Genomic DNA, 22,276 nt, shown 5'->3' on the forward strand with positions numbered 1-22,276 from the left:
AATCGCGTAGATCGCGCGAGCGCTTCCCCGTCTATTTCGCCAAGTGTCTCCGGACCGTCTCCAAAACCTGACCCAGCACTTCGTCACCGTTGGAAGAAGTTAGGATTACAGGCTGCAGGGCAGCTTCCTCGGCGAGGGCGCGAATCTTCTCGCCGGCTGCAACCCGAAACTCATGGTTCTTGTCGCGCCCTTCGCCAAGACTGATTGCTGGGTCAAGCTTCGTCATCACGAGCACATCGTAATCTCCGGCATGGGCGACGGCGATCGAGCGAAGTTCGTCGAGCTGCCGGTCCGGCAACGATCGCCCTGAGATTTCAACAGCGGCATAGAGATAACCGAGTGCGTCAAGAACCGGCCGGTCGACAAGAATGACCTCGCTGGACAAAGCGGCCTCGGCCTCCTGCCTCATGCCTTCAGCCATGATCCAAAGGGTGCTTTCGAAATTATGGTCAGTTAAAATCGGGAAGCCGCGGTCCCGAGCAGCTTTGGCAAGATCACCCACCCGACCAATCGCAACTCCTTCCGCGGAGAGAACGGAGTCTAATTGCTCAAGGAAGGTCGATTTCCCGGTTGAGTGCGTGCCGGCAATTCCGACTTTGACCTTCCTCATGCTCATAGAAAACTCTCCTGCGCCTTGAAAAGAATATCTGCCTCGCGCGAGCGGAAATCGCGCCCTTCTCGATCCAGCGGAGCAAGCAAAGTCGTAAACAGAAGGGTGGTCAATGCGACATCGAACAGCGCCGAGTGGTGCTTCAGCCCTGTTTGGCGCTCCGCCTCGGCACTCAGGCCGAGAGTGGCACCGAGATTCTCCAAACTGTAGGAGTCGAGACCGGGGCGCATCGCTCGAGCGAGTTTGAGCGTGTCGATCGCTGCTGACGGTTTCCATTCTGGAATTTGTCTGCCGATGGCGTCGAGTTCGACGCGCACGTTGTGCCCGATGATTACACTTCTATCGGTCCACCTCACGATGTCCTCGGCGATATCGTCGATGCTGGGGGCATCATCGACATCATCGTCTGTGATGCCGTGTATCCGTGTTACCGCCGCGCTGATCGGTCGCTCAGGCTTGACGAGCCAATGGAACGCGCGGCCACTCGGTTGCAAATCAACAACCTCCATTAAAGCGATCTCGACAATTTCAGGAGGTGTCGCACCGTTGCCTTCTACATCGACCACCCAAGCCTTTTCCCACATCATTCCCATCCGATCTCCGCTCGCCCGTGCCGATGCTTTCGATGAGGCTGTGCCCGATCATGCACTTGGAAGTTCAACGCGTGCTGCATGAAATAGCGCTGTGCCTCGGTGCTGCCATTGACTTCCACCCGGCGATCAGAAACCTCAATGCCATCTAGGTCTACCAATGACACGACACGAGCGAGGCTCCGAACAGCTTCCAGATCAGGTTTACGGTGGCGCTTTTCGCAGATCTCACGCTGGGTCTTAGGACAGATGTCGCAGATTTCGTTTATCCCGAAATGGCCGTTGAAATCTGCGATGCTGTGCGCGAAGGCGACCCCGCAAGACGTCTTGCGGAAAATCGGCCTCCCCTCGAAACACGCTAAAATCCGACCTTCGGCCTCTCGGGGCAGAATCTTCCGTCGCGCTATGTCCGCATAAAGGTCCGGCACCCCGGCTTCTCGAAAATATGCCCGAATCTCCTCTCGATAGAAAAGTCCGGTGAAGACCGTGGCATCAGCGAATTCCGCAAGACGGCGCGCCGCCGCGAAGTGATCCGTCGTGTCGTTCAGGCCCGAGATAATTGGGCGCCAGTAGAGGATCTTCTTCACGCGCGAAGCCGAACTGGCCAGCACCTCCAAGCTCCTTGCGGCGATCCCAGACGAAACCGGCTCAATCCGCTCATCGTCAATTCCCGACCATGTTACCAAGATCGTCAGCTTCAGGTTCGTGAATTCCTCAAGTCGTTCGACGTCTGCCGGCTCAATTTTCCATCGGGTGATCACTAAGACGGGATTCCTGAAGCCGCGACTATCAAGAGCCTCGAGGGTTCTAAATAAATGCTTCTTAACGCCGGGAAGGAATGGGTCAGTCGCCCGGTTGAAGATCTGGATCGGAGTGGTGTGCGCGCGAAATGCCCAATGACTTATCAGTTCACCTACCGCAACCTCGTCGTTGACAATGAGATGAGGTCGTTTCATCGCGAAATTATCGAACAGGTGGCGCACGCAATAGCCACAATCAAGCGGACATCCGACGATGTGGTTTAGACTCAGGCCAGATTTTCGATAATCGATGTAATTCCGCAGGCTTGAGGGCAGATCGTCTGGCGCACGGCGCACGGGCTTTGCATCCAAGATTTCAATTTTAACCATTTATAGTTCCCCGACCCACAACCTGACACTGAACGACCGCTGTGGAAAGTTCAAGAGTGCTGTTTGGGATTTGCCACTAGTGAACTTAACGCCGCGTCAAGCTTCTCTCGCACCACCTTTTTATTGGGGATCACGGATCTGACACCTTCCGCAGGTTACGATTCTTGGTGATAGTGTCGAAAGATGCAACCGATTCATCTTTTTTACTCTTGGCAAAGCGACCGCGGCAGCAAGGTGTGTCGGAATTTCATTCGCCACGCGCTTGAGGCAGCCATCGCGAACCTGAAAGGTGCCCACGGTATCGAGATTTATCTCGACTCGGATACGTCCGGTGTGCCGGGTACTCCCCATGTCAGTGACACGATCCTGCGCAAAATTCGGGAATGCGATATCTTCCTCGGGGACGTCACATTCGTCGGTTCCACGCCGAACGGGAAAAAAATGGCGAATCCGAATGTAATGATCGAGTTCGGCTACGCACGGGGCGTCCTCACAGACAGGCAAATTCTGCTCTTGATGAACACAGCTTTCGGCCCAGCCCAGGAACTTCCCTTCGACCTGGCGCATTTGCGCCATCCGACGCAATATTCTGTTCAAGAGGGTGCAAGTGATGGCGTCCGTCGCGGACAACGCACCAAGCTCGCGGAGATACTAACCCACCACCTCAAGGCAATCGTGGACGATGTCCTGGCAACAAGGGCGTCCCGCAAGCCGAGCGCAGATACTATTGCTCCCGCCCATGCCGTCGTCACTAGCCTTATCCAAATGAGTAACCGTGGAGAGACGCCGGCCATCGTCCCAGGCCCACGCCTGGTCGTGAAACTCGTGACAGCGGAAGCCGCGACTACGGCCTCGGTTACTCCCGGATCGATAAGTTCAATACGAGCGAAATTCATTCCCGCTCGCTACAGCGAGAGCACGGCTGAAACCAATTCGAGGGAATGGTCTGAGTTCGATCCGCCTCGCTTCGTTCAAGGGAAGCCAAATCCGGAATCGCGATGGTACCTTCGCGTTCTACGCTCGGGAGCAATAGACGCGGCAATCACGGTTGGGGAGCGGATCGATGATGACAAGGACATCTTGGTCGACATCGAATCACTGGAGGCCCGAGTTGTGGAGATGGCCAAACGGATGGGAGAGATAGCCTCCGCAGTCGGCGACGGCGGACCCTTGGTTATCCACGCGGCTCTCGAAGGATTGGAGGATGTTCGGTTGGGTGCCCAGCACAAATCTAGCAAGCGGCTGGGCGCTCCTTTCGTCCATCTCGGAACCGTCGATATGCCTTCAGCATGTTCAATATCGATCGAAAGTTTGCGACAGATGCTTGATGCCATATGGCTGGCGGCCGGTTTCCCTAATGGGTCACCACTCTACGGTGATGGCATTACTGACGATCTGCGAGAAAAAATGCTTGTTGCACCAGAAGTCATTTCCGGACGAGCTTGACGTTAAGGCCGCTTGATCAGTTCACGTCAATATCGTCACGCAACCATTTCAACAATGCGGCGGTCCGCTCTCAATGCGAACGCCTGGAGAAATAAAAGGGATGACGACGTGCTGACCACTGGGCGAACCTATAGACTGGAAAGCGGACCCAAAGCTCTGACTTGGGACCGCTATAGCGAGCTGGTGCAGCGCGATTGGCGTGAGCTGCTCAACGCGGCGGATGATCACGACGAGGCAGTTTTTCAGAGGTTTCTTGAAACCCATCCTTGCATGGTTCCCGGTGGCCAAAGTATGTCAGGGCCATCAGGCCACAGCGCGTTTCCCGCGGCACTGATCACGCAACCATCCTTGCCGGGCTTTAACGAGCACATCCCAGACTTTCTATGGATCGCCACCGACAGTCTGCACATCTATGCGGTTCTGATTGAAATCGAGGCCCCGAAGAAGAGGATGTTTACCAAAGGCGGCCAGCCTACCGCGCAGTTCACGCAAGCACAGACTCAAATCGCCCGCTGGAAAAGCTGGCTCGGCGAACCTGCAAACCAGACATTGTTCTGCAACCACTATCTGATGGATGCGTTGCCGCGCTGGCGTACATTCATCCCGCAATATGTCCTCATCTACGGTCGCCGGTTGTGAACAGGCATGCAATTTTGACCCCGTAGCGGGGTGATCGGCGTCCAAAAATGACCCCTTTACACTGGTGTGGATAATGCCCCCGAGGCTATCGGGGAGCACAGTGCGGGATGTTGGTTGTGGAGACGATTGCGAAGATCCGGCGGGCGTATTTTCAGGACAAGAAGCCGATCAAGCAGATCTGCCGGGAGATCCGAGTTTCGCGGAACACGGTGCGCAAGGTGATTCGGTCAGGTGCGACCGAGCACACCTACGAGCGGACGGTTCAACCGCAGCCCAAGATCGGCCGCTGGAAAGACAAGCTCGACGAGATGCTGGCAGTGAACGCGCGCAAGCCCAATCGCGAGAGGCTGACCCGGGTCAGGATCTTCGAGGAACTCAGAGCCCTCGGATATGACGGCGGCTACGATGCTGTCCGTCGCTACGCGGCCTCATGGTCCAAGGAGGAACAGGAGGCATCGGCCACTGCCTATGTGCCGCTGACCTTCGATCCCGGTGAGGCCTATCAGTTTGACTGGAGTCATGAGATCGTGGTGATCGATGGCGCGACGACGACAGTGAAGGTGGCGCACGTCCGCCTTTGCCACAGCCGGATGCTGTTCGTGCGAGCCTACCCGCGCGAGACACAGGAGATGGTCTTCGATGCCCACGACAAGGCCTTTGTCTTCTTCGGCGGGGCCTGCACGCGGGGGATCTATGACAATATGAAGACGGCGGTAGATACGATCTTCGTGGGCCGCGACCGGGCCTACAATCGCCGGTTCCAGCAGATGTGCGGGCATTATCTTGTCGACCCCGTTGCCTGCACACCGGCGTCTGGCTGGGAGAAGGGGCAGGTCGAGAACCAGGTCGGCGTTGTCCGGCGACGCTTCTTCGTGCCCAGACCCAAGTTCAAGAGCTACGCCGAACTCAACGCCTGGCTCGAGGATCGCTGCGTTGCCTGGGCCAAGTCCCATCCGCACCAGGAGCTCCGGGATCGAACGATCTGGGAAGTATTCCAAGACGAGCGCTCGAGCCTGGTGCCTTACGTCGGCCCATTCGACGGCTTCCACGCCGTGCCTGCGTCGGTCTCGAAGACCTGCCTCGTCCGCTTCGACAAGAACCGCTACTCCGTGGATGGACGCGCCGTCGGTCGGCCCGTCGAGATCCGCGCCTATGCCGAGCGGGTCGAGTTCTGGCAGGACGGCAAGATCGTGGGGCAGCACGCCCGAGCCTTCGGGCGCGACAAGGCCATCTACGACCCGCTGCATTATATCCCGGTGCTGGCCCGAAAGCCCGGGGCGCTCAGGAATGGCGCTCCCTTCAAGGATTGGGAACTGCCGCCAGCGATCAGGCGGATGCAGCGCAAGCTCGGCAAGGTGCCGAATGGCGACCGGCAAATGGTCCAGATCCTGAGCATGATCCCAACCGATGGGCTGGATGCAGTGGAGGCTGCCTGTGCCGAAGCGCTGAACGAAGGAGCTCCCGCCGCCTCGGTCGTCATCAATATCCTGGCCCGACATCGTGAGCCGCCGCCACCGCTGACCATAGATACGCCCGAAGCGCTGCGGCTGACCTGCGAGCCCGTGGCCGACTGCAAACGCTATGACAGTCTAAGGAGACCCAACCATGGAAAGATCACAGGTGCTGGACGCGATGAGCCAGCTGAAGCTCTACGGGATGAAGGCCGCTTACGATGAGATCATAACCACAGCGGTGAAGCGCCAGCACGAACCGCAACAGATCGTCGGCGACCTGCTGAACGCCGAGATCAGCGAGAAGCAGGCGCGCTCGATCAAATACCAGATGACGATTGCCAAGCTGCCACTGGCCAAAGAGGTCGATGAGTTCAGCTTCGAGAACACGCCGATCAACGAGATGCTGGTGCGCGATCTGGCCTCCGGGGAGTTCCTTGAGCATCAACGCAACGTCGTGCTGATCGGCGGCACCGGGACCGGCAAATCCCATCTTGCCGTGAGCATCGCCAGGGCCTGCATCCGCCGTGGCAAGCGCGGCCGCTTCTTCAACGTCGTCGACCTCGTGAACAAACTCGACGCCGAAGCCCGCGCTGATCGCCAGGGGCGCACTGCGGATCTCTTGTGCCGCCTCGACTTCCTGATCCTCGACGAGCTCGGCTATCTCCCCTTCGCCCAGACCGGCGGCCAGCTGCTGTTCCACCTCGTCAGTCGCCTCTACGAGCGTACGTCCATCATTGTGACGACCAACCTCGACTTCGGTGAATGGCCATCGGTCTTCGGAGACGCCAAAATGACCGCAGCGCTACTCGATCGCCTTACCCACCACTGCGACATCGTCGAAACCGGCAACGAGAGCTGGCGCTTCAAGACCAGGGAGTAACCCAGGCCCCGCTGGCCCGACGCGGCTGCGCTGTGTGATGGCTACGCCGCATCGGGCCAGCTACCCCTGCGCAAAATAAGGGGGTCATTTTTGGGGGCCGATAGGGGGTCAGAATTGCATGCCGATTGACACGCCGGTCTGAAATCGAAGGGAACGCTCAACTTAATCGGCTTCGAGCGAAGCTCAGCCGGGATGGCGAGCACTACATGACGTTCGATCGGCTGCACCCGATAAAGGACCATGATCAATACATGACCGCGAAGTTTCGGTCCGGTCGCTACGAAGCCGTGGCCATGCCCGCAACACTGGAGATGGGTCCGCTCTGGGCGCAAAATCGGTCGAAGATTGAAGGCAAAGATCTCGTCGTGGATAGGACGCCCTATATGGTGGATGACCGGAAGGAATTCGTCAAAGCGCGTTTGGGCTACTGGGACAAATGGGCGGCCGACGGTCGGACCGGGTTGATGGGTATCGGCGACGCTGAGTAACGTGAGTTCGCGAAAATAGGGCCGCTAGATGTGAGCGGCCCCATCTTCATTTTCGACGAAAGTTAATATCTATCGGATTCCCGATATTAGTCATGCATCGTGACCGGCCGCACCCGAAGCCATATCCCCCTCTGGCTTTCCGAAGGCTGTCGCCAGGCTCGCGCCTTTGGCGCGACGGCGTTAAGAACGGGCAAGATGATAACGCTGCTACGAATCATCTTCAGGCGTTCAGCGCTCCAACCCAACTCTAGGAGCGACAAAATTCACCCGAGCTACAGCTGCAATATCGTTGCAATCAGCGCAGGCGCCTTGCTTGCGTTGATGCGGCCGCTTCCGACGCTATTGCGACGCATGCGCCAACCAAGACATCGAGTACCTTCTCCAACTTTATAAAGTCGTAAGCGCCGCGTCGATCTTGCGTACCTCGGTGTCTGAGGAAGTCGTTCATGAACTGTGTTTTCCCTTTTAGACTTCCCTGGTACGACCCGACTATGTCGTTAAAGCCGCCCCATTGGACAACCACATCTGGAAGTCCTCGTCGGGACAGATCCAGGTAGCATTCGAGTGACGCTGCTCGTCGATTAATATCGCCCATCGCTGGACCGGTCGGCCCCGTGGTAGGAAATCTTGAGAATTCATCGAGATCGGGGAGGATGCATACGCGATAGCTTGCGGGCAGCTTGAGCGCATTTGTTTTGCCGTAAGCTGCGAAACCTTCTGCATCATTATCGTAGATGGCCACCACATTTAACGGTACCCTCATGGCCGCTAAACCCTGCATGAACTTAAGGAGCTGGCCTGTACCGGAAAACGGATAGCCTTCTTCCATGTCTATGTAGCGGAAAAAGTCGGCGATCTGCGGACGAAGCAGGCTGATTGCATGCCGAAGCATCGCCGCATCAGACCCGCCTTCAGTCACAATCAAGAAGCAATCCTGATCGCGGCGTGAGCAGGTGAACTCCTCCTCCCTTGCATAACCGTTGGACACGAGGGGGCCATAGTCCCAAGTCACGAGAGAGCTCAGGTTTCGTGGATTTTCAGCGAGCAAGCGCATCACAGTATAGGGGTGGAATCCGCCTAGAGCATACTCGGCACTGGTGCTCTGCGAAAAAACGGTATCCGGCTCATATGACCGCCTGGCATAGTCCCAGGCATCGTACCAGGGCAGGCGCTCCATAAGTTCTTGGGGCAGTATCCTGATTGGCTTTTCGTCGTCCTCCTCTATCGAGGTCGACAAGGCGCTCGGATCGAGTCTAGCCGCTATCTCGAGTATCTCATCGAAAGAAAAGAAGTTGAAGCTGGGCTCCGGCTCGTCGGCATCTTTGGCATCTTTGGCATCTTTGGCATATTCTACCTTGCGCCGCATGTTGATGTCGACAGCACTCTCGTACTCTTGTCGAGCCACGCTCAGCGTATGGCCGAGCATCTCAAGCCGAGGCAGCACGTCCGATAGCGTTGTTTGAAAGCCGTTCGGGCACTCGTATGCATAATCCTGGTCGCGTTGGATCGCCTTTCGATCCTTTTCGTGAAACAGGCGACCGTGATCGATGCCGGGATCGTTCTTCGAACCAATCAGCTCCATTTTTCCGATATCGAGGGTGATGTAAGTTCCCATTGGAGATTACTCCTCGCCACTTCGGCTCCGCTGCGATCGTCAGTGATATCGAAGTCAGAATTCGGCCATCTTGAACAGCCGGCCAGCTTGTCCGCTATCGTCCAGTCGGAGGATTGTCTCGTCATCTCCGAAGGCAACGAGCTTACCCTTGGAATCGCGCGGTAGATCAGACGCGATGACTGTCATGATATACTGAAGCTTTCGGTGGCTGACCTGCTCGCGGACAACATCGAGGAAGGCAAGCTTCTTTCGATCGTCGAGAGCTTCGAACATTCCGTCGTGATACACGAAATGAAAGAACGGAATGTCCTCATAGACGCGCAATAGTGCCAAGTCGAACAGAGCGCAAATCAGCTTCTTGTAGCTGGTTCCCTCGCCCTGGCTCGATGCAACACCCTTCTGACCGGCGAGACCCAGGCTGATCTTGTAGTCTAGATTGTTGTTCGAATTAACCTGAAAGAAGAAAAGTCCCTCGTGGTTGAGGACTTTTTGGCAATAGTCGTTGAAGATACGCGTGAAGCGTTCATATATGATGGTTGGCTTGGCAAGCATAGTCTTTATTTCGTCAACCACACGCCCGCGGTCACGTTCTGCTTCACGAACCTGCCGAGCGGTTTCCACGACCGCCTCAAGTTTCTTGCGCTGTTCGCCGAGGTAAACAAGCTGCGCCCGTTGCTCGGTGACATCCTTCTGCAAGGCTTTGAACTTGTCGAAAGTATCGGTCGAGCGGAGCACTTTCAGACGTTGGGCGCGTTGAGCGTCAAGTGAAGCCTTGCGACCTTCAGCGGCCGAGAGCTCATCCTCCAGTTCCTTGCGACGCTTGCGCAGGGCCGCATTGCGCTCCTGCGTGACCTTCTTCTTGAACTCGACCAGTTCGCTATATTGCTTTTTCAGCTGCGTCGGGAAATGGAGCTTTGCATCGTCGAAGATCGATTGCACATCTTCCAGATCGAACTTGTCCTTGTGGCTGAGAGAACTGTCGATCTGGCCAATGTCGTATCGAGCATCATAGATCTGCTGGTTCAGGCTCGCGATCTCGGTCTCAATGGTCTCCACCAAATCGCGTATGAGGCGGCGCTCTTCGTCATCGAAGCGGAAAGCATCGAGTTGTTCCTCAAGATCCTCGACGTGTTGTTGGAGCACACCGAGTTCGGCCGTCAACTTGGGCAGATCCTCTTCCCTGAACTGGACCTCCGCCTGTTGTTCCCCCTGCTTCTCCTGAAGCTTCTGGATGAGTTCGTCGAGCTCGTACTTCCTGACGATAGGTTTTTGGTTGAAGCCAAACAGATGGGCGACAAACGGCTTCCAGTGAAGGTCGCGCCCGGCCTGAAACTTTTGCAGTTGCAGTTCATCACTCCAATCGCCTTGCGATCGCAAGAAATACGTGATTGCCTTCCTATAATCGTATGGTTTTAACGCTCTGAGATCGAGCCAAGCGTCAAGAAGCTTGATGGCCTCATCAATCGGCAGATCGGGGTGATCCCATACGTCGTCGGCTGTCGCGCTGAAATCTGCATCGGGGTCTTCGTGACGGGACAGGGCGATCCGGGTCGGAGCGACGACGCTACGCCGTATTGTGGCGTAGCCGCCACTGTTCAAGGCGATCTCAAGAAAGAAAACGAAATCGGAAAAGCGGTCACGATGCCTATGGAGAAAGCTCTCCTGCGACCATCCCTTAAGCATCATGAAGTCGATGACGTGCAGGAGTGTCGTCTTGCCGAGATTATGCGAGTCTTTTCTGCGATCTTTAGGATGCTTGACCTCACCGAGCACCACATTCAGGCGATTGGCATCGGCTCCGTGATTGAAAACGACCGGCGAAAGGATATCTGGAAGGTTGGAGTATAGGCGGCTGAGCTGCATGGTCAGTCAGTCCCCTTATATTCGAGCGTATCGTTCTTGAGGTGATACTCGGCCTTGCCCAGGAGGAACAGGAGGTCGAGGGCGGGCAGGAAGGAAAGCTCGCCATCGGCGCCCACCCGTCGGATCACGACGCCGCGCAACTTCTCAAATTCACAGACGCCTCGCTTCTGAAGCTCTTTGAGGACGAGCGAAAATACGCGCAGCAATGAAGTGTCCAGGTTGAGATGTTTCTTAGGCGTCAGCGTGGACGACATCTTCGTTCTCCTCCAGCTGTTTTATGCCAATATCGCAATTGAAATACATATAGTGCAGCAGGATGGAAATCAGGCGGCGCTTACCCCGCAGGGCTTCACGCTTCTCCTGGATCTGTTCGTACATGAACACGAAGATGTCATCGAACGCTCCGAACTGCGCGCGCTTGGCGATGATCTTTTGCTTAAGCTCATCGGCAGCATCATGATAGAGCGCCGCGAATTCTTCGTTTCTCGGATTCTGGAGGAACTGGGCGACGCGATCAAAATGCGGCATAGATTGAGCGACGATCACCTGCTTGTAGTATTCGTCAGAGACGCCGTTGAGCTTGTTTTTCAGCGGCATCTTGAGCTTTTCGAAATCGAGCGCGCTGTCAAACGCGCTGGCAGGGTCGTCCTTGGTATAGGCGTGGAGCGCTCCGATCACTTCCACCAGTTCGTCCGGGTTGAAGCGGAAAGGCGATGAGTCGAGCCAATTGGGCAAGGTTTCTCGGATGTTCGCGTAATCGTCGAGCGCAATGTGGAGACGTTCAACGCCGATAATGTGCGCGGAGTTGATCCCGAGTCCCAAGAGGTCCTTCATGAACTTTTCGTCAGCACCGCCCGTATATTTCCGGTTGGCGAAAACGAGATAGTGGTCGCAAATCCCATCGCCGTTCAGCCGCTTGATCTTGCCGTGCTCTTTCCCGAGCAGACCGGCGAAATCGGGGTCGGAACACGATCTGTTTGGCGCGCTGATGTGCTTTGCCTGAAGGACAAAATGTCCGGACAACGGCGATGCTGCGCTCGGAAACGCGTTCGCAGTGCCGTGGAACTTTCCATCGCGGCCACCGTCCCGTCCGCGAGCGAATGGGGTCACACCCTCGCCTAACCAGCGCACACAAATGCGAACGACGAGCTTTTCAAACTCATCTTCATTTAGCTCGTGCAGTCTGTAATCGCGAGGCAGCATGAGATCAGCATTGCAAACAAAAGTTGAACATAACTCTAATGGATTTGGAGTATCTGAGGCCAATTGCGTTTGCAACGCCTGGAGACATCGATCGGCAAAATCGCTGGCCATCCAGTTTGCAGCGGGAACTGTAGGCCGCCTGCGGCGTCACCTCGAGCGTCTTGGCCACCATTCCGGCCGACACCATTGGCTTCGCCATCACCAGCTCGACCAGCTCCGGCAATTTCGAAGACGTTCGTCGTCCCGCCAATTTGCGCTCCATCATCGTTTTTGCCAGTGACAGCCGGTCATGCTCTTTCATCCCGATCTCCGCTGCCGCCAAAAATCCGTGGGCGATGGCCAGCAACCGGGTCTCACGGTCGCGATGCCGGCGCCGATCGACGGGGATGGTTTTGAGGCCGAGATTGATCGCCGCGAGATGACCGCCGGTGGCGATGCCGGCTTGGCGCAGGATGGAGGCAACCAGCAGCCGGCCGAGCCAGGGCGCGTGCTGCAGCACCGACAACTCGTTCCAGGCGTCGAGGGCAACAATCGCCTGTAGCACTGCCGGCAGGTCTTGCACCTTTCGCAACACGCTGCGCCATTCGTCCAACCTCGAATCCTCGTCCCAGTCGAGATCGTAGATCACAGGAACTTTTTCTGCCGCGCCGGCACGGCCTGGCCGGGTGGCCCTCTCGATTGCCGCTTCCGATCGGGCCAGAACCGCATCGATGGCGGCATAGTCAACGCCGGGGATATGTTCGACGTCGTCACCTTCCTCCCCTTCCCCTTCCGGATCGATCGCGCGCGCCCACCGGATGGCATCGGCGGTCGCCGCCTCGTCAGCGTTGGCCGAAGTGATCTCCGACGTCTGCCGCAATTTGCTGACGCCATCCGCGGACAGAGCCCACCCATGTGGTTGGGCGGCAATGCGCCGGCGGGTGCGCAGCACGTCGCGGGCGATTTTCAGTTCATGGGTGGGGTGCGAATATCCCGCGTGGCGTCATGGAGGACGACGTCTTCGAGATGGATGAGTTCGCCGTCGATCCAGAGCGAAGCGCACGCATCGGTGAATTGGGATCGTTCGATCCAGCCTGCGCCGACAGGTGAGCAGGCCACACGCTCGTCAAGGCGCGTGAGCGCGATACCGGCGTCGAAAGCCGGCCGCATCAAGGCTGTCATGCTGATTTTCGTGAGATCATAAGCCACTGAAATTATGGTAAATGAGTTCTTACACGAACTCTATCGGAATATTACGGTTCCTCACATGGTATGATAGAAAGTTTGAGCGATAACCATCGATAAGTAACCCTTATCGGGGGTTATTGTTATTCGATCTTGCTAACACCGCTGACCTTGTCGAGCATTCGGCTAACATCAGGGCATGGCATTTCCGCTTCATCGGTCAAAAAACCCTCAAGCGAAATGCATGGCATCAAGAGCTTCGCATCGGTGTGCCCACCCACCCGATCGGATACATCCTTTGTTAAATCACAAATCCTATTCCCGCTCGCCGTCGGCATTGGTGCCGATTGCAACGGAATATGAGCATGCCAAAACAAGATCTTTCATCACGTCATTTTCAACGAAAAATCTCACAGTTCTGCGAGTTGCGCATAGCGCCGATCGCATCGAAGCGGGCGCTGGAGCAAATCCAGACCTATCTCAACAATCTCATCGTCCATCGTCAGTTGCCTCCACTGCTGAACGGTCGCATTGATTGGTTGGAAATCACCCACGCTTGCCGGACAGACGGCGAATTGGCGGGTGATCTCAAGAAGCAGATCCGCATCGCCCTGGACGCGATCATCCGTTGGCTCGGCGCGCCACCTGTAGTGGAGCACATCCCCTCAACCAGGCAAACCCATCGATCAGACGAACCAATTCGGTCGGCAGCCACTGCACCCTCCACTCGAAACCCGAGACGGATCGACGACAACGATCACCATGCTCAATCCGCATCGTCGCCGCGAGGACCACAACTCAAGCCGATCCATCCGTTTCCGGAACCATTATTTGAAGCGAGTGAAGATCCTGACGGATTTCAGGATGCGCTCGTCTATCATATGCGACGGTTCGGCGAGAGTTACTGGCACCTTTACCGCGCCATCGTTCGGCTGGACGAGACGTTCCACCATGCGACCCTGCTGTCCTGGATCCAGGGCGAACGCGTGCCGCGATCCGTCGCGAGCTTCGAAATCCTCTCCCGCATCGAGCGGCGATACCAACTGCCGGAAGGATATTTCAAGGCGAAGCTGCCCCATCAAGCCCGATCTCTCCACGGTCACAATCTTGGCGACATCAGCGCGGCCGAACGGCGAAGACTGGCATGGCACCTTCCCGACGATTTCGGCAGCCTGCCATTTGCCAAGCGGGAGGAAATCCTCGACTGGGTCCGCCGGGTCATCGTCTCGGGTTCAACCGATTATCGGCGCTACCAGGCCGCAGCGAGCAAGCAGCGTTACGCCATCCGGTTTCCGGGCGTCACCTATGGCGGAGGATCGTTGTCTCCTCGCGCGTCCACGCTGCCATCGAGCGCCGACAATGCTGCAGAGACCTTTGAAGACCCTGATCTCCTGTCCGGCGTCGTCGATGCGCCACCGCGGCTGGCGATGGAGATGGCTGACCTGATCCGGTTCAAGACGTCGACGCTGACTGCGATCGGGTTTCAGCGCAACGGCGTTTGGGGCGAGGAAACCACATCGCAAAAAATCGAACATCTCGGCCTGATGTTCGGAGCGCTGGCCGCCTCACCCAACGGCATCGTCAAGGGCCGCGGCGTGCGCCTGAGCCAACTGACATTTGGACTGCTGATCTTTCCCGGCGTCTGGGACTGGTATCTGCAATGGCGAGAGCAGCGCCGCGGATTCTACACCAGGTGGGAAGAGGATATGCTGATGATCGCACAAGCCCTCACGCGCTCCGAAGTCGGCTGGATCCGTCAGCATCCCGAACTTCTGAAACATGTAAGACCGATCGAAGGCCTGATCGCGCCGCAAGAAATCGAATTCGCCTCTCGCGACTGGCATAGTGCCTGCGACGCGTTTCATCGACACGCAGCCAACCGTTCAGGGGAGATCCAGCGGGTGATGCGCGTCCATCGTGACCCTTTCGAGCCGATCATGTGCGTGCTGGAAGCAGACAGCCCACTGGCGGAATATCGCAAGATCACCGACGAGATTTTGAAACGCATGCCGGATGAAGACCGCTACCCCCGAGCAGCCGCGGAAGCGACCCGGTCCTTCCTGCTGCTTCGCCTGGGGCTGCACCTTGGACTTCGGCAGAAGAACCTTCGTCAACTTCGCGTCTGCCCCCGTGGCCATTTCCCGACCCCCGAGCGACGGCTGGAGGACATGAAATGCGGCGAGTTGCACTGGAGCGACCGAGAAGGAGGATGGGAGGTGCTGATCCCGTCGGTCGCCTTCAAGAACTCAACCTCGTCTTTCTTCGGGCAGAAACCATTCCGCCTCATCCTCCCGGACCTGCTTGATCTCTACAAATACCTCGAGGCCTATATCGACCGCCATCGCGGTGTGCTTCTCGGTCGGGCAAAAGATCCTGGCACGCTCTTCGTCAAGACGGTGAAGACGATCAGCCTGGATGCGGCGTACGACTCGACCAAGTTCTACGAAGCCTGGCGGACCGTGATCCAACGCTATGGGATCTACAATCCCTATACGGGCCGAGGCGCCATCAAAGGCTTGCTCCCCCACGGTCCTCACAATCTTCGGGATGTCTTGGCAACCCACATTCTCAAGCAAACAGGGTCCTACGAGCAGGCAAGCTACGCTATCCAGGATACGCCGGACGTGGTGCGGCAGCACTATGGTCGGTTCCTGCCTCAGGATAAGGCCGCCCTTGCGGCCCGAATTCTGAATCAGGTATGGGAGGCAGCGTGACTTTCTCTTTCAAACCTTGATGGATATAGCACTAAGTGCTATATAAGCCAATGACAGAACGAGTGTTCAAGACAGCTTGGTTCGCCAAGGCGGCGAAGAAGGCGCGAATCTCCGACAAGGCCCTATTGAAGGCAATCCATCAGGTTGCTCTCGGTCAGGCCGACGATCTCGGCGGTGGCGTCTTCAAAAAACGGCTCAATGACAACATGCATCGTTCAATCGTTCTGGCAAAGGCCGGAGAGTTCTGGGTGTTCGCCTATCTCTTTGCCAAGAAGGATCGGGCGAACATCGATGACGATGAGCTTCTGGCATTCCGGAAGCTCACCGATCTCTACCGCCGAAAGACGAAAGCCGACCTCGAAGCGGAAATCGAGACCGGCGCACTGTTGGAGATAGACCATGGCGACTAAACGCAAGTTCAAGAGCGATGCCTTCGAGGCAATCCATAGTGCGGTCGAGGGAATGTTTTCGGCTGGGACCATCGACAAGGAAACGATGCGGACCTTCGATGAAGATTGCCTTGTTTTTCCGCAGGAACTGACGCCCGGCGAAATCAAAGCGCTGCGCGAGAACAACCATGTCAGCCAGCCGGTCTTTGCCCGTTATCTGAACACTAGCCAGTCGACGGTCCAGAAGTGGGAAACGGGGGCTAAACGGCCGAGCGGACCGGCGCTCAAGCTCCTGTCGCTCGTGCAGAAGCACGGGCTGCAGATGCTTGCATAGCGGGATCTCAGCTCCATGCGTAAAAACCGAACTCTTGAGCAGGTTTGAACAGACGTGTACGTGCCTACGCATTCGAATTACCGGGTATTCATGATGACAAAGCACCTTCGCCGACATAACCTGGCGGCATGAACGCTGAAAGCTGGTCCGATCAGGAAAACGACGCGATTGTCGCCGTCTACTTCCAAATGCTGAAGGATGATCTGGCTGGTCTGACCTACAACAAGGCAATGAACAACAGGAGCCTTCACCAGTCCCTCGGCCGATCCAAGGGCTCGATCGAGTTCAAGAACTGCAATGTTTCGGCCGCCTTGGTCGGCTTTGGGCTACCGCATATCACCGGCTATCAACCTCGATTCAATTTACAGATGTCATTGGCGGATGCCGTTTCGCGGTGGCTCGCGAAGAACCCGTCATTTGAGGCGTCAAATGCAACCGCGATCGCCCAGGGCTTTGCTGATGCGCCACCCCTGTTCTTTGGCGTGCCGCCAACCATGCAGAATGCTCCTCCTCCGGCCGAACTGTCACAACTTGAGGCAATCGCTCGCAGGTTTGATGTGGCAGGAAGGGATGAGAGAAACCGTTCCCTTGGAAAAGCCGGCGAAGAGCGTGTTTTCCATCACGAACGCGCACATCTTCAAGCCTCAGATCGAAGGGATCTGGCAGACAAGGTCCGTTGGGTATCTCAGGAAGACGGAGATGGCGCCGGTTATGATATTGCCAGTTTCGCGCCAAACGGGTCGCCACGTCTCATCGAAGTGAAGACGACCAACGGGTGGGAGCGCACGCCTTTCTACATCTCGAGAAACGAGCTGGAAGTCTCAGACGCCCGGCGACATGAATGGAGCCTGGTTCGACTGTTCGACTTCTCCCGGGAGGTTCGCGCTTTCGAACTCCGGCCGCCACTCGAAGCACATGTTTCGCTGATGGCAACGCAGTTGTAGCTTAGCATTTAATGATGAGACTATCACCCCAACGATCTCATATGTTGGGAGTGGGAAAAAGGTGGGGGTAAGAAATATGGCGTAACTGGAGCCCTTTTCAGAAGGGTACTCGTGGATGTCACAATTGAAGATGAATGTCGTGGTCGAGTTAGTCGGAACCGATGGCGTTCGACAGCGTCGAGAGATCGCAGTTGTCGAACGCATGGTCGAGGGAGCGCGATTCGATGACTTCGGCCTGTCCCTTGAGGACGGCAAGGTTATACAACGCCGCCTGCAAGAAGAGCTTACGCAGTTTCAAGTGGATCAAGCCAGCCAGCACGATCGGAAATGTCACGACTGTGGCTGTCTTCGCGGGGTTCATGACTATCGATCTCGTACGGTCCATTCGCTCTTCGGTATTTGTCGCCTGCGCGTGCCTCGGTTCCGCGGTTGTGTCAGCGGAAAGCCGGCAAAGGCGAAAATCGGATACATCGAGACCTTGTTGAAGGGCAGAGCGACGCCGGAATTGGAGCGCGTACAGGCTGAGCTCGGTTCGCGCCTGTCGTTTCGTGAAGCAGCTCGTGTACTCGATCTTTTTGTACCGGCCGCGCGGCCACACAATCATCGAACCATCGTCAACCGGCTCGCCAAGGTTGCCGATCAGATTGAAAAGTGGGACGCAGCGAGCCCCTATCGCATGAGTCGGGCCGGCGGATCCTCCATTTCTGTCTTCATTGATGGCGCCTATATCCGTGCAGTTCCCGGATATCAGAGCCGGCATTTCGAAATCGCCATGGGACGCGTTGTTTCACCGGGGCGGCTACCGCGTCAGTTCGCGGCCGCACCGCATGTGGCTACCGGCAAGCACGATGCGGTTCGTGCCGCAATGCGGGCGCAAGGATGGTTGCCTGGCCGCGACGTCACTGTTTTCAGCGACGGAGACGTCGGGCTGCAAAGCATCGTGCTCAGTGCAACAAGGGAGCCCGTGACGCATATTCTTGACTGGTTCCATCTGTCGATGCGGCTCCGGCACATCGAACAGACGTGGCAAGGCCTCAGGCATATCGGCGATCTGAACATCTACCTTCGAGATGTTGCGGTTGATGTGCCGCGGCTTCGCCATCTGCTTTGGAGCGGCTACGTCAGGGAGGCGACGAGAGCCGTGAAGAATATGCTCTACCAGTTGGAGCAGCACACCACGCTTCGAGAAGCAAACCAGAAGCTCAAGCGATTGTCCGTATTGATCAGCAATCTCCGGTCCTACCTGGTCCAGAACACAACATCGATTGTCGACTACTGCCATCGATATTGGTCGGGTCAGCCGATATCGAGTTCTCCGGCCGAAAGCGCCGCCAACAATCTCGTAAACGCTCGGATGAACAAGAAGCGGCAGATGCGTTGGTCTCCTGCCGGCGCCCATCGGGTATTGCAGGTCCGGGCAGCGGTTGCCGATGGTCGGCTCAAGCAAGCTAAGTTTGCCCTTGCGGCTTGACTCCCAGCTTTTTCCCACTCCCCTCGTGGCTTCGACATCCATGATCACCGAACTCTTGGTGTCGATCAGGTAGTTGGTGGCATAGGCAAAATACGGGCGGCTTTCCTCGGCGCGGGTCCATTGCGCAGCCGGATCGGACTTCGCCACGAACTTCGGCTGGACCGGCGACGCGGCCCCGAAGGCGGCATCGTCGAGTGTCTCCAGGTATTCCCGCGCCGCCCGGGTCCCGGCCTCACGCGCGACCTCCGGGCTCCAGTCTTCGGCAGCGATTGACCGAACCTTGTTGGCATCGGCGGAGATCAGGCTTGCATCGACAGCGAAACCTTCGCCCGCTACAAGATCCTCCCTCAGGCACCGCTCGACTGTGGCCTCGAAGACCTGCCGCAGCAGATTGCTGTCGCGAAACTTGCCATGGCGATAGCGTGAGAAGGTCGAGTGATCTGGGACCTTTCCCTCCAGGCCCAGCCGACAGAACCAGCGATAGGCGAGGTTCAGATGGACCTCGTCGCAGAGGCGACGTTCCGACCGGATGCCCATGACGTAACCGATGACCAGCATCCGGATGATCAGCTCTGGATCAATCGAGGGACGCCCCATGTGGCTATAGAATGGGCGCACGGCCTCCCGCATCCCATCCACGTCGAGGAAACGGTCGATCTCGCGAAGCATATGACCGGAAGGAACATGACGCTCCAGATCGAAGTCATAGAACAACTGTGCCGGTGCCGTTTGGGTGCCCATCATGACGAAATCCTCCAATCCCCTCATAATCAAGTGAATCAAAGGACTTGCCGCGCTGCAACAAAGACTTTTTCAACAGCATCGGCGGAAAGCATGCGTAATTGGGCTGACCCTACTCTGAGGTCGAGCTCCCGATAAGATCACGGCATCGCTGTGAACAAGGGAGACAGACTATGGAATACTTCGTTGGATTAGACGTATCGCTGCGCTCGTGTGCCCTTTGCATCGTCGATGGCAAAGGGAAAGTTCATTTAGAACGGGAATTGCCTTGTGAAGTTGAGGACATTGCCGCTTGTCTGAGGGCTTTCCCGCACGCCATCGAGCGTGTTGGCTTCGAAGCTGGTGCCTTGAGCCAGCACCTGTACTTTGGCTTGCAGTCCGAAGGTTTTGACATCGTTTGCATGGAGGCGCGGCAGGTGAGCGCCGCCTTGTCCGCAATGCGGAATAAAACCGACAAGACCGATGCGAAAGGCATAGCTCAGATCCTGAGGACTGGTTGGTTCAGCCCAGTTCACATGAAGAGCCGAGAGGCACATGGTCTGCGGGCGCTCCTGAGCACCCGAAAGGCATTGCTCAAGAAGACGATGGATCTGGCCAACGAGGTACGCGGTCTGTTGAAGATCTTCGGCGTCCGGCTGCCCAAGACCCTCAAGCATGGCAGCTTCGATGGCCTGGTGCGTCCTATGATTGAAATGGATGATGTTCTTGCGCATGCGATCATCCCGCTGCTCGATGCCCGAACGGTCCTCTTCCAGCACTACTTGGAACTGGACCGACGCGTGAAACGCGCGGCTTCGGACGATGAGGTGTGCATGCGTATGATGACCGTACCGGGCGTTGGGCCGATCGCTGCTCTTACATTCAAGGCGGCGGTTGATGATCCCGCCCGATTCACACGATCACGCACCGTGGCAGCACATTTTGGCCTGACGCCACGAAGGTTCCAATCCGGTGAACATGACAACCCAGGTCGCATCTCGAAGGCGGGAGATCGCGATGTGCGGGCTACTCTATATGCCGCCGCAAACGCACTCCTCATGCGAACGATGGCGGGGTCACAGATCAAGTCGTGGGGCATGCGGTTGATACGCACCAAAGGTCGTCGACGCGCCGTCGTGGCCGTCGCCCGTAAACTTGCCGTTCTTTTGCATCGCATGTGGATCGACGGCACCGTATTCCGCCAGAACCAAGTGGGAGGCACGGCATGAATTAGACAGCCAACCACCAAACCTGACGGGATCGTCCAATCCGGACGAGGTTTGTGGATGAAGCCGAAAATGTCTGCTGCGCAACTTGAAGCGCGCCGGAAAGCGGGGCTCTCCACATCCAATCCGACACATGCATGCAGCGGCGCCCTTCGAACGCCAAATCAGACTGCGAAGAGAAGCGTGACCCGGATAAGCGATCTCAACCAACATGGAAGAAGGAAAACGAGCTTGACCCAGACACCCAATTAGAGAAGCGGACATTCACTGCGAGTGCGAAAGCATACTGTCTGAGACATGATTGCGACAATTATTGTCTCAGCGTCAGCGCCACGAAAGCATCGTTTGAGCCCTAATTGCAGAATGATACACGATGCGCCCGGGTCGATAACCGGCGTCGTTATGCTGGCGTGCGCATAATCTCACGGATCAGATCATTTGTTTCTGATCTCGTCGTTTGGTGCCGATATCGAACGGCCAAAACAGTTCGTGTTATTTCAAGGCCATCGATGGGTTTCGACACCAGGCCCATGTCTGATGGAATAGCGGTGGCTGGTAGGATCACCGCACCCGAACCCTGCCGGGCAAGTTCGATTAACCAATCCACGCGATTTGACCGATAGGCCGCGTAGAGGTCGTAACCTTGATCTGCGCAGGTTCCATGTAAAGTATCCCGCATTTCGCAATTCAGTCTGTCAAGCATGTCAGTTTGAGCAAGCGTCGAAAGAGAAATTGTATTTAGTTCAGACAATGGATGCGACTTTGACACCACGACCTTGTAGTCCTCTTCATAGAGAATGTCTATACGATAGAGGTCTTCACTGACCTTGTCCGCGGTGACGACAACGTCAAAGTCACCATCTCGCAACGCGGAAAGAAGCTCGTGGGATGACGCAACGATCAATTCGATTTCGGCTTGCGGCACGCGCTTGCGCATACGCTCCATAGCTGCCGCAATTCTGCTGTGGCCAATCGTTTCGCCGACACCGACAGTGATAGGAACTCGCTCCAACCGCATATGACGGACTGCCTCGGCCTTCGCCTGTCGCGTCTCGTCGTATATTTTCTGCAATCTTGGCTGCACGAGTTTTCCCAGCGCGGTCAGCCTGCAGCCTGCACGGTCTCTGACAAACAGGTCACCTCCAAGTTCGTCTTCAAGTTTCTTGACCGCAGTCGTCAAGGAAGGTTGGGAGACATTGGAGGCACTGGCCGCGTGGGTGAAGTTTCGGTGCTCGCAGACAGCGAGAAAGTATCTGATCTGGTTCATTTCCATCGCCGCATTCTCCGTCACATCTCCGGCCGCGCCATCAAAACAAGTTCGATAGTCCATGTCTATCAAAGAATAGCATTTCGGAATTGGAGTCCACCGCATCCGGCATGGGACAAGAGTGCATCG

General features: G+C 56.7%; 19 protein-coding genes and 2 pseudogenes. 11 read left to right on the forward strand and 10 right to left on the reverse strand.

The window, feature by feature from the left end:
• Positions 1-31: 31 nt before the first annotated feature.
• The 3 genes from OEG84_RS24080 to OEG84_RS24090 are packed head-to-tail and all read right to left on the reverse strand — an operon-like array spanning position 32 to position 2,330.
• Positions 32-616, reverse strand: coding sequence for an AAA family ATPase (locus tag OEG84_RS24080; RefSeq protein ID WP_267656412.1), 585 nt, complete (start codon positions 614-616; stop codon positions 32-34).
• Positions 613-1,197 carry a 3'-5' exonuclease gene (locus tag OEG84_RS24085; protein ID WP_267656413.1) on the reverse strand — a complete coding sequence of 195 codons (585 nt, stop codon included), beginning with the start codon at positions 1,195-1,197 and terminating at the stop codon, positions 613-615. The genes OEG84_RS24080 and OEG84_RS24085 overlap by 4 nt, the downstream gene beginning before the upstream one ends.
• Complete coding sequence (locus OEG84_RS24090; protein ID WP_267656414.1) at positions 1,194-2,330, reverse strand: radical SAM protein; 1,137 nt, start codon at positions 2,328-2,330, stop codon at positions 1,194-1,196. The genes OEG84_RS24085 and OEG84_RS24090 overlap by 4 nt, the downstream gene beginning before the upstream one ends.
• 183 nt (positions 2,331-2,513) lie before the next feature.
• On the opposite strand from OEG84_RS24090, the gene OEG84_RS24095 reads away from it, so the two are divergent.
• From OEG84_RS24095 to OEG84_RS24115, 5 genes are all read left to right on the forward strand, one after another.
• Positions 2,514-3,776, forward strand: coding sequence for a hypothetical protein (locus OEG84_RS24095; RefSeq protein ID WP_267656415.1), 1,263 nt, complete (start codon positions 2,514-2,516; stop codon positions 3,774-3,776).
• 108 nt (positions 3,777-3,884) lie between these two features.
• Positions 3,885-4,415, forward strand: a complete 531-nt coding sequence (locus tag OEG84_RS24100; RefSeq protein WP_267656416.1) for a Shedu anti-phage system protein SduA domain-containing protein — start codon at positions 3,885-3,887, stop codon at positions 4,413-4,415.
• Positions 4,416-4,522: 107 nt separating this feature from the next.
• Positions 4,523-6,091, forward strand: coding sequence for an IS21 family transposase (gene istA, locus OEG84_RS24105; protein WP_267656417.1), 1,569 nt, complete (start codon positions 4,523-4,525; stop codon positions 6,089-6,091).
• Complete coding sequence (gene istB, locus OEG84_RS24110; RefSeq protein ID WP_267656418.1) at positions 6,021-6,749, forward strand: IS21-like element ISPkr1 family helper ATPase IstB; 729 nt, start codon at positions 6,021-6,023, stop codon at positions 6,747-6,749. Before istA ends, istB begins: the two co-directional genes overlap by 71 nt.
• Positions 6,750-6,955: 206 nt before the next feature.
• Positions 6,956-7,237 carry a hypothetical protein gene (locus tag OEG84_RS24115; RefSeq protein WP_267656419.1) on the forward strand — a complete coding sequence of 94 codons (282 nt, stop codon included), beginning with the start codon at positions 6,956-6,958 and terminating at the stop codon, positions 7,235-7,237.
• Positions 7,238-7,532: 295 nt separating this feature from the next.
• On the opposite strand, the gene OEG84_RS24120 is transcribed toward OEG84_RS24115, so the two are convergent.
• The 5 genes and pseudogenes from OEG84_RS24120 to OEG84_RS24140 form a co-directional block, all read right to left on the reverse strand.
• Positions 7,533-8,852, reverse strand: a complete 1,320-nt coding sequence (locus OEG84_RS24120; protein WP_267656420.1) for a HEPN/Toprim-associated domain-containing protein — start codon at positions 8,850-8,852, stop codon at positions 7,533-7,535.
• A gap of 54 nt (positions 8,853-8,906) precedes the next feature.
• Positions 8,907-10,715, reverse strand: coding sequence for a DUF2326 domain-containing protein (locus tag OEG84_RS24125; protein ID WP_267656421.1), 1,809 nt, complete (start codon positions 10,713-10,715; stop codon positions 8,907-8,909).
• 2 nt (positions 10,716-10,717) lie between these two features.
• Positions 10,718-10,969, reverse strand: coding sequence for an ABC-three component system middle component 8 (locus OEG84_RS24130; protein ID WP_267656422.1), 252 nt, complete (start codon positions 10,967-10,969; stop codon positions 10,718-10,720).
• Complete coding sequence (locus OEG84_RS24135; protein ID WP_267656423.1) at positions 10,947-11,918, reverse strand: ABC-three component system protein; 972 nt, start codon at positions 11,916-11,918, stop codon at positions 10,947-10,949. Before OEG84_RS24135 ends, OEG84_RS24130 begins: the two co-directional genes overlap by 23 nt.
• A gap of 133 nt (positions 11,919-12,051) precedes the next feature.
• Positions 12,052-13,115 (reverse strand): annotated as a pseudogene (locus tag OEG84_RS24140) (RHE_PE00001 family protein); the annotation flags it as partial.
• 326 nt (positions 13,116-13,441) lie between these two features.
• Here OEG84_RS24140 and OEG84_RS24145 point away from each other — a divergent pair.
• The 5 genes from OEG84_RS24145 (at position 13,442) to OEG84_RS24165 (ending at position 18,934) form a co-directional block, all read left to right on the forward strand.
• Entirely contained in the window at positions 13,442-15,796 is a 2,355-nt protein-coding gene (locus OEG84_RS24145; RefSeq protein ID WP_425602935.1) for a hypothetical protein, read from the forward strand.
• A gap of 50 nt (positions 15,797-15,846) precedes the next feature.
• Positions 15,847-16,206, forward strand: coding sequence for a type II toxin-antitoxin system RelE/ParE family toxin (locus tag OEG84_RS24150; RefSeq protein WP_267656425.1), 360 nt, complete (start codon positions 15,847-15,849; stop codon positions 16,204-16,206).
• Complete coding sequence (locus OEG84_RS24155) at positions 16,196-16,519, forward strand: helix-turn-helix domain-containing protein (protein ID WP_267656426.1); 324 nt, start codon at positions 16,196-16,198, stop codon at positions 16,517-16,519. The genes OEG84_RS24150 and OEG84_RS24155 overlap by 11 nt, the downstream gene beginning before the upstream one ends.
• Before the next feature lie 128 nt (positions 16,520-16,647).
• Positions 16,648-17,463, forward strand: a complete 816-nt coding sequence (locus OEG84_RS24160; protein ID WP_267656427.1) for a protein NO VEIN domain-containing protein — start codon at positions 16,648-16,650, stop codon at positions 17,461-17,463.
• 115 nt (positions 17,464-17,578) lie between these two features.
• Positions 17,579-18,934, forward strand: a complete 1,356-nt coding sequence (locus OEG84_RS24165; protein WP_267656596.1) for an ISKra4 family transposase — start codon at positions 17,579-17,581, stop codon at positions 18,932-18,934.
• Here the strand turns inward: OEG84_RS24165 and OEG84_RS24170 are convergent.
• Positions 18,923-19,678 (reverse strand): annotated as a pseudogene (locus OEG84_RS24170) (transposase); the annotation flags it as partial. The gene OEG84_RS24165 and the pseudogene OEG84_RS24170 sit on opposite strands and share 12 nt — an antisense overlap.
• Before the next feature lie 170 nt (positions 19,679-19,848).
• Here OEG84_RS24170 and OEG84_RS24175 point away from each other — a divergent pair.
• On the forward strand, positions 19,849-20,883 hold the full coding sequence (locus OEG84_RS24175; protein ID WP_267656428.1) for an IS110 family RNA-guided transposase: 1,035 nt from the start codon (positions 19,849-19,851) through the stop codon (positions 20,881-20,883).
• Positions 20,884-21,280: 397 nt separating this feature from the next.
• Here the strand turns inward: OEG84_RS24175 and OEG84_RS24180 are convergent, their stop codons facing one another.
• The gene (locus OEG84_RS24180) at positions 21,281-22,210 is read right to left on the reverse strand and encodes a LysR family transcriptional regulator (RefSeq protein ID WP_267656429.1); all 930 of its coding nucleotides are present in this window, start codon (positions 22,208-22,210) and stop codon (positions 21,281-21,283) included.
• Between the last annotated feature and the right edge of the window lie 66 nt (positions 22,211-22,276).

The sequence above is a fragment of the Hoeflea algicola genome (assembly GCF_026619415.1).
In the GTDB taxonomy this organism is placed as follows: domain Bacteria; phylum Pseudomonadota; class Alphaproteobacteria; order Rhizobiales; family Rhizobiaceae; genus Hoeflea; species Hoeflea algicola.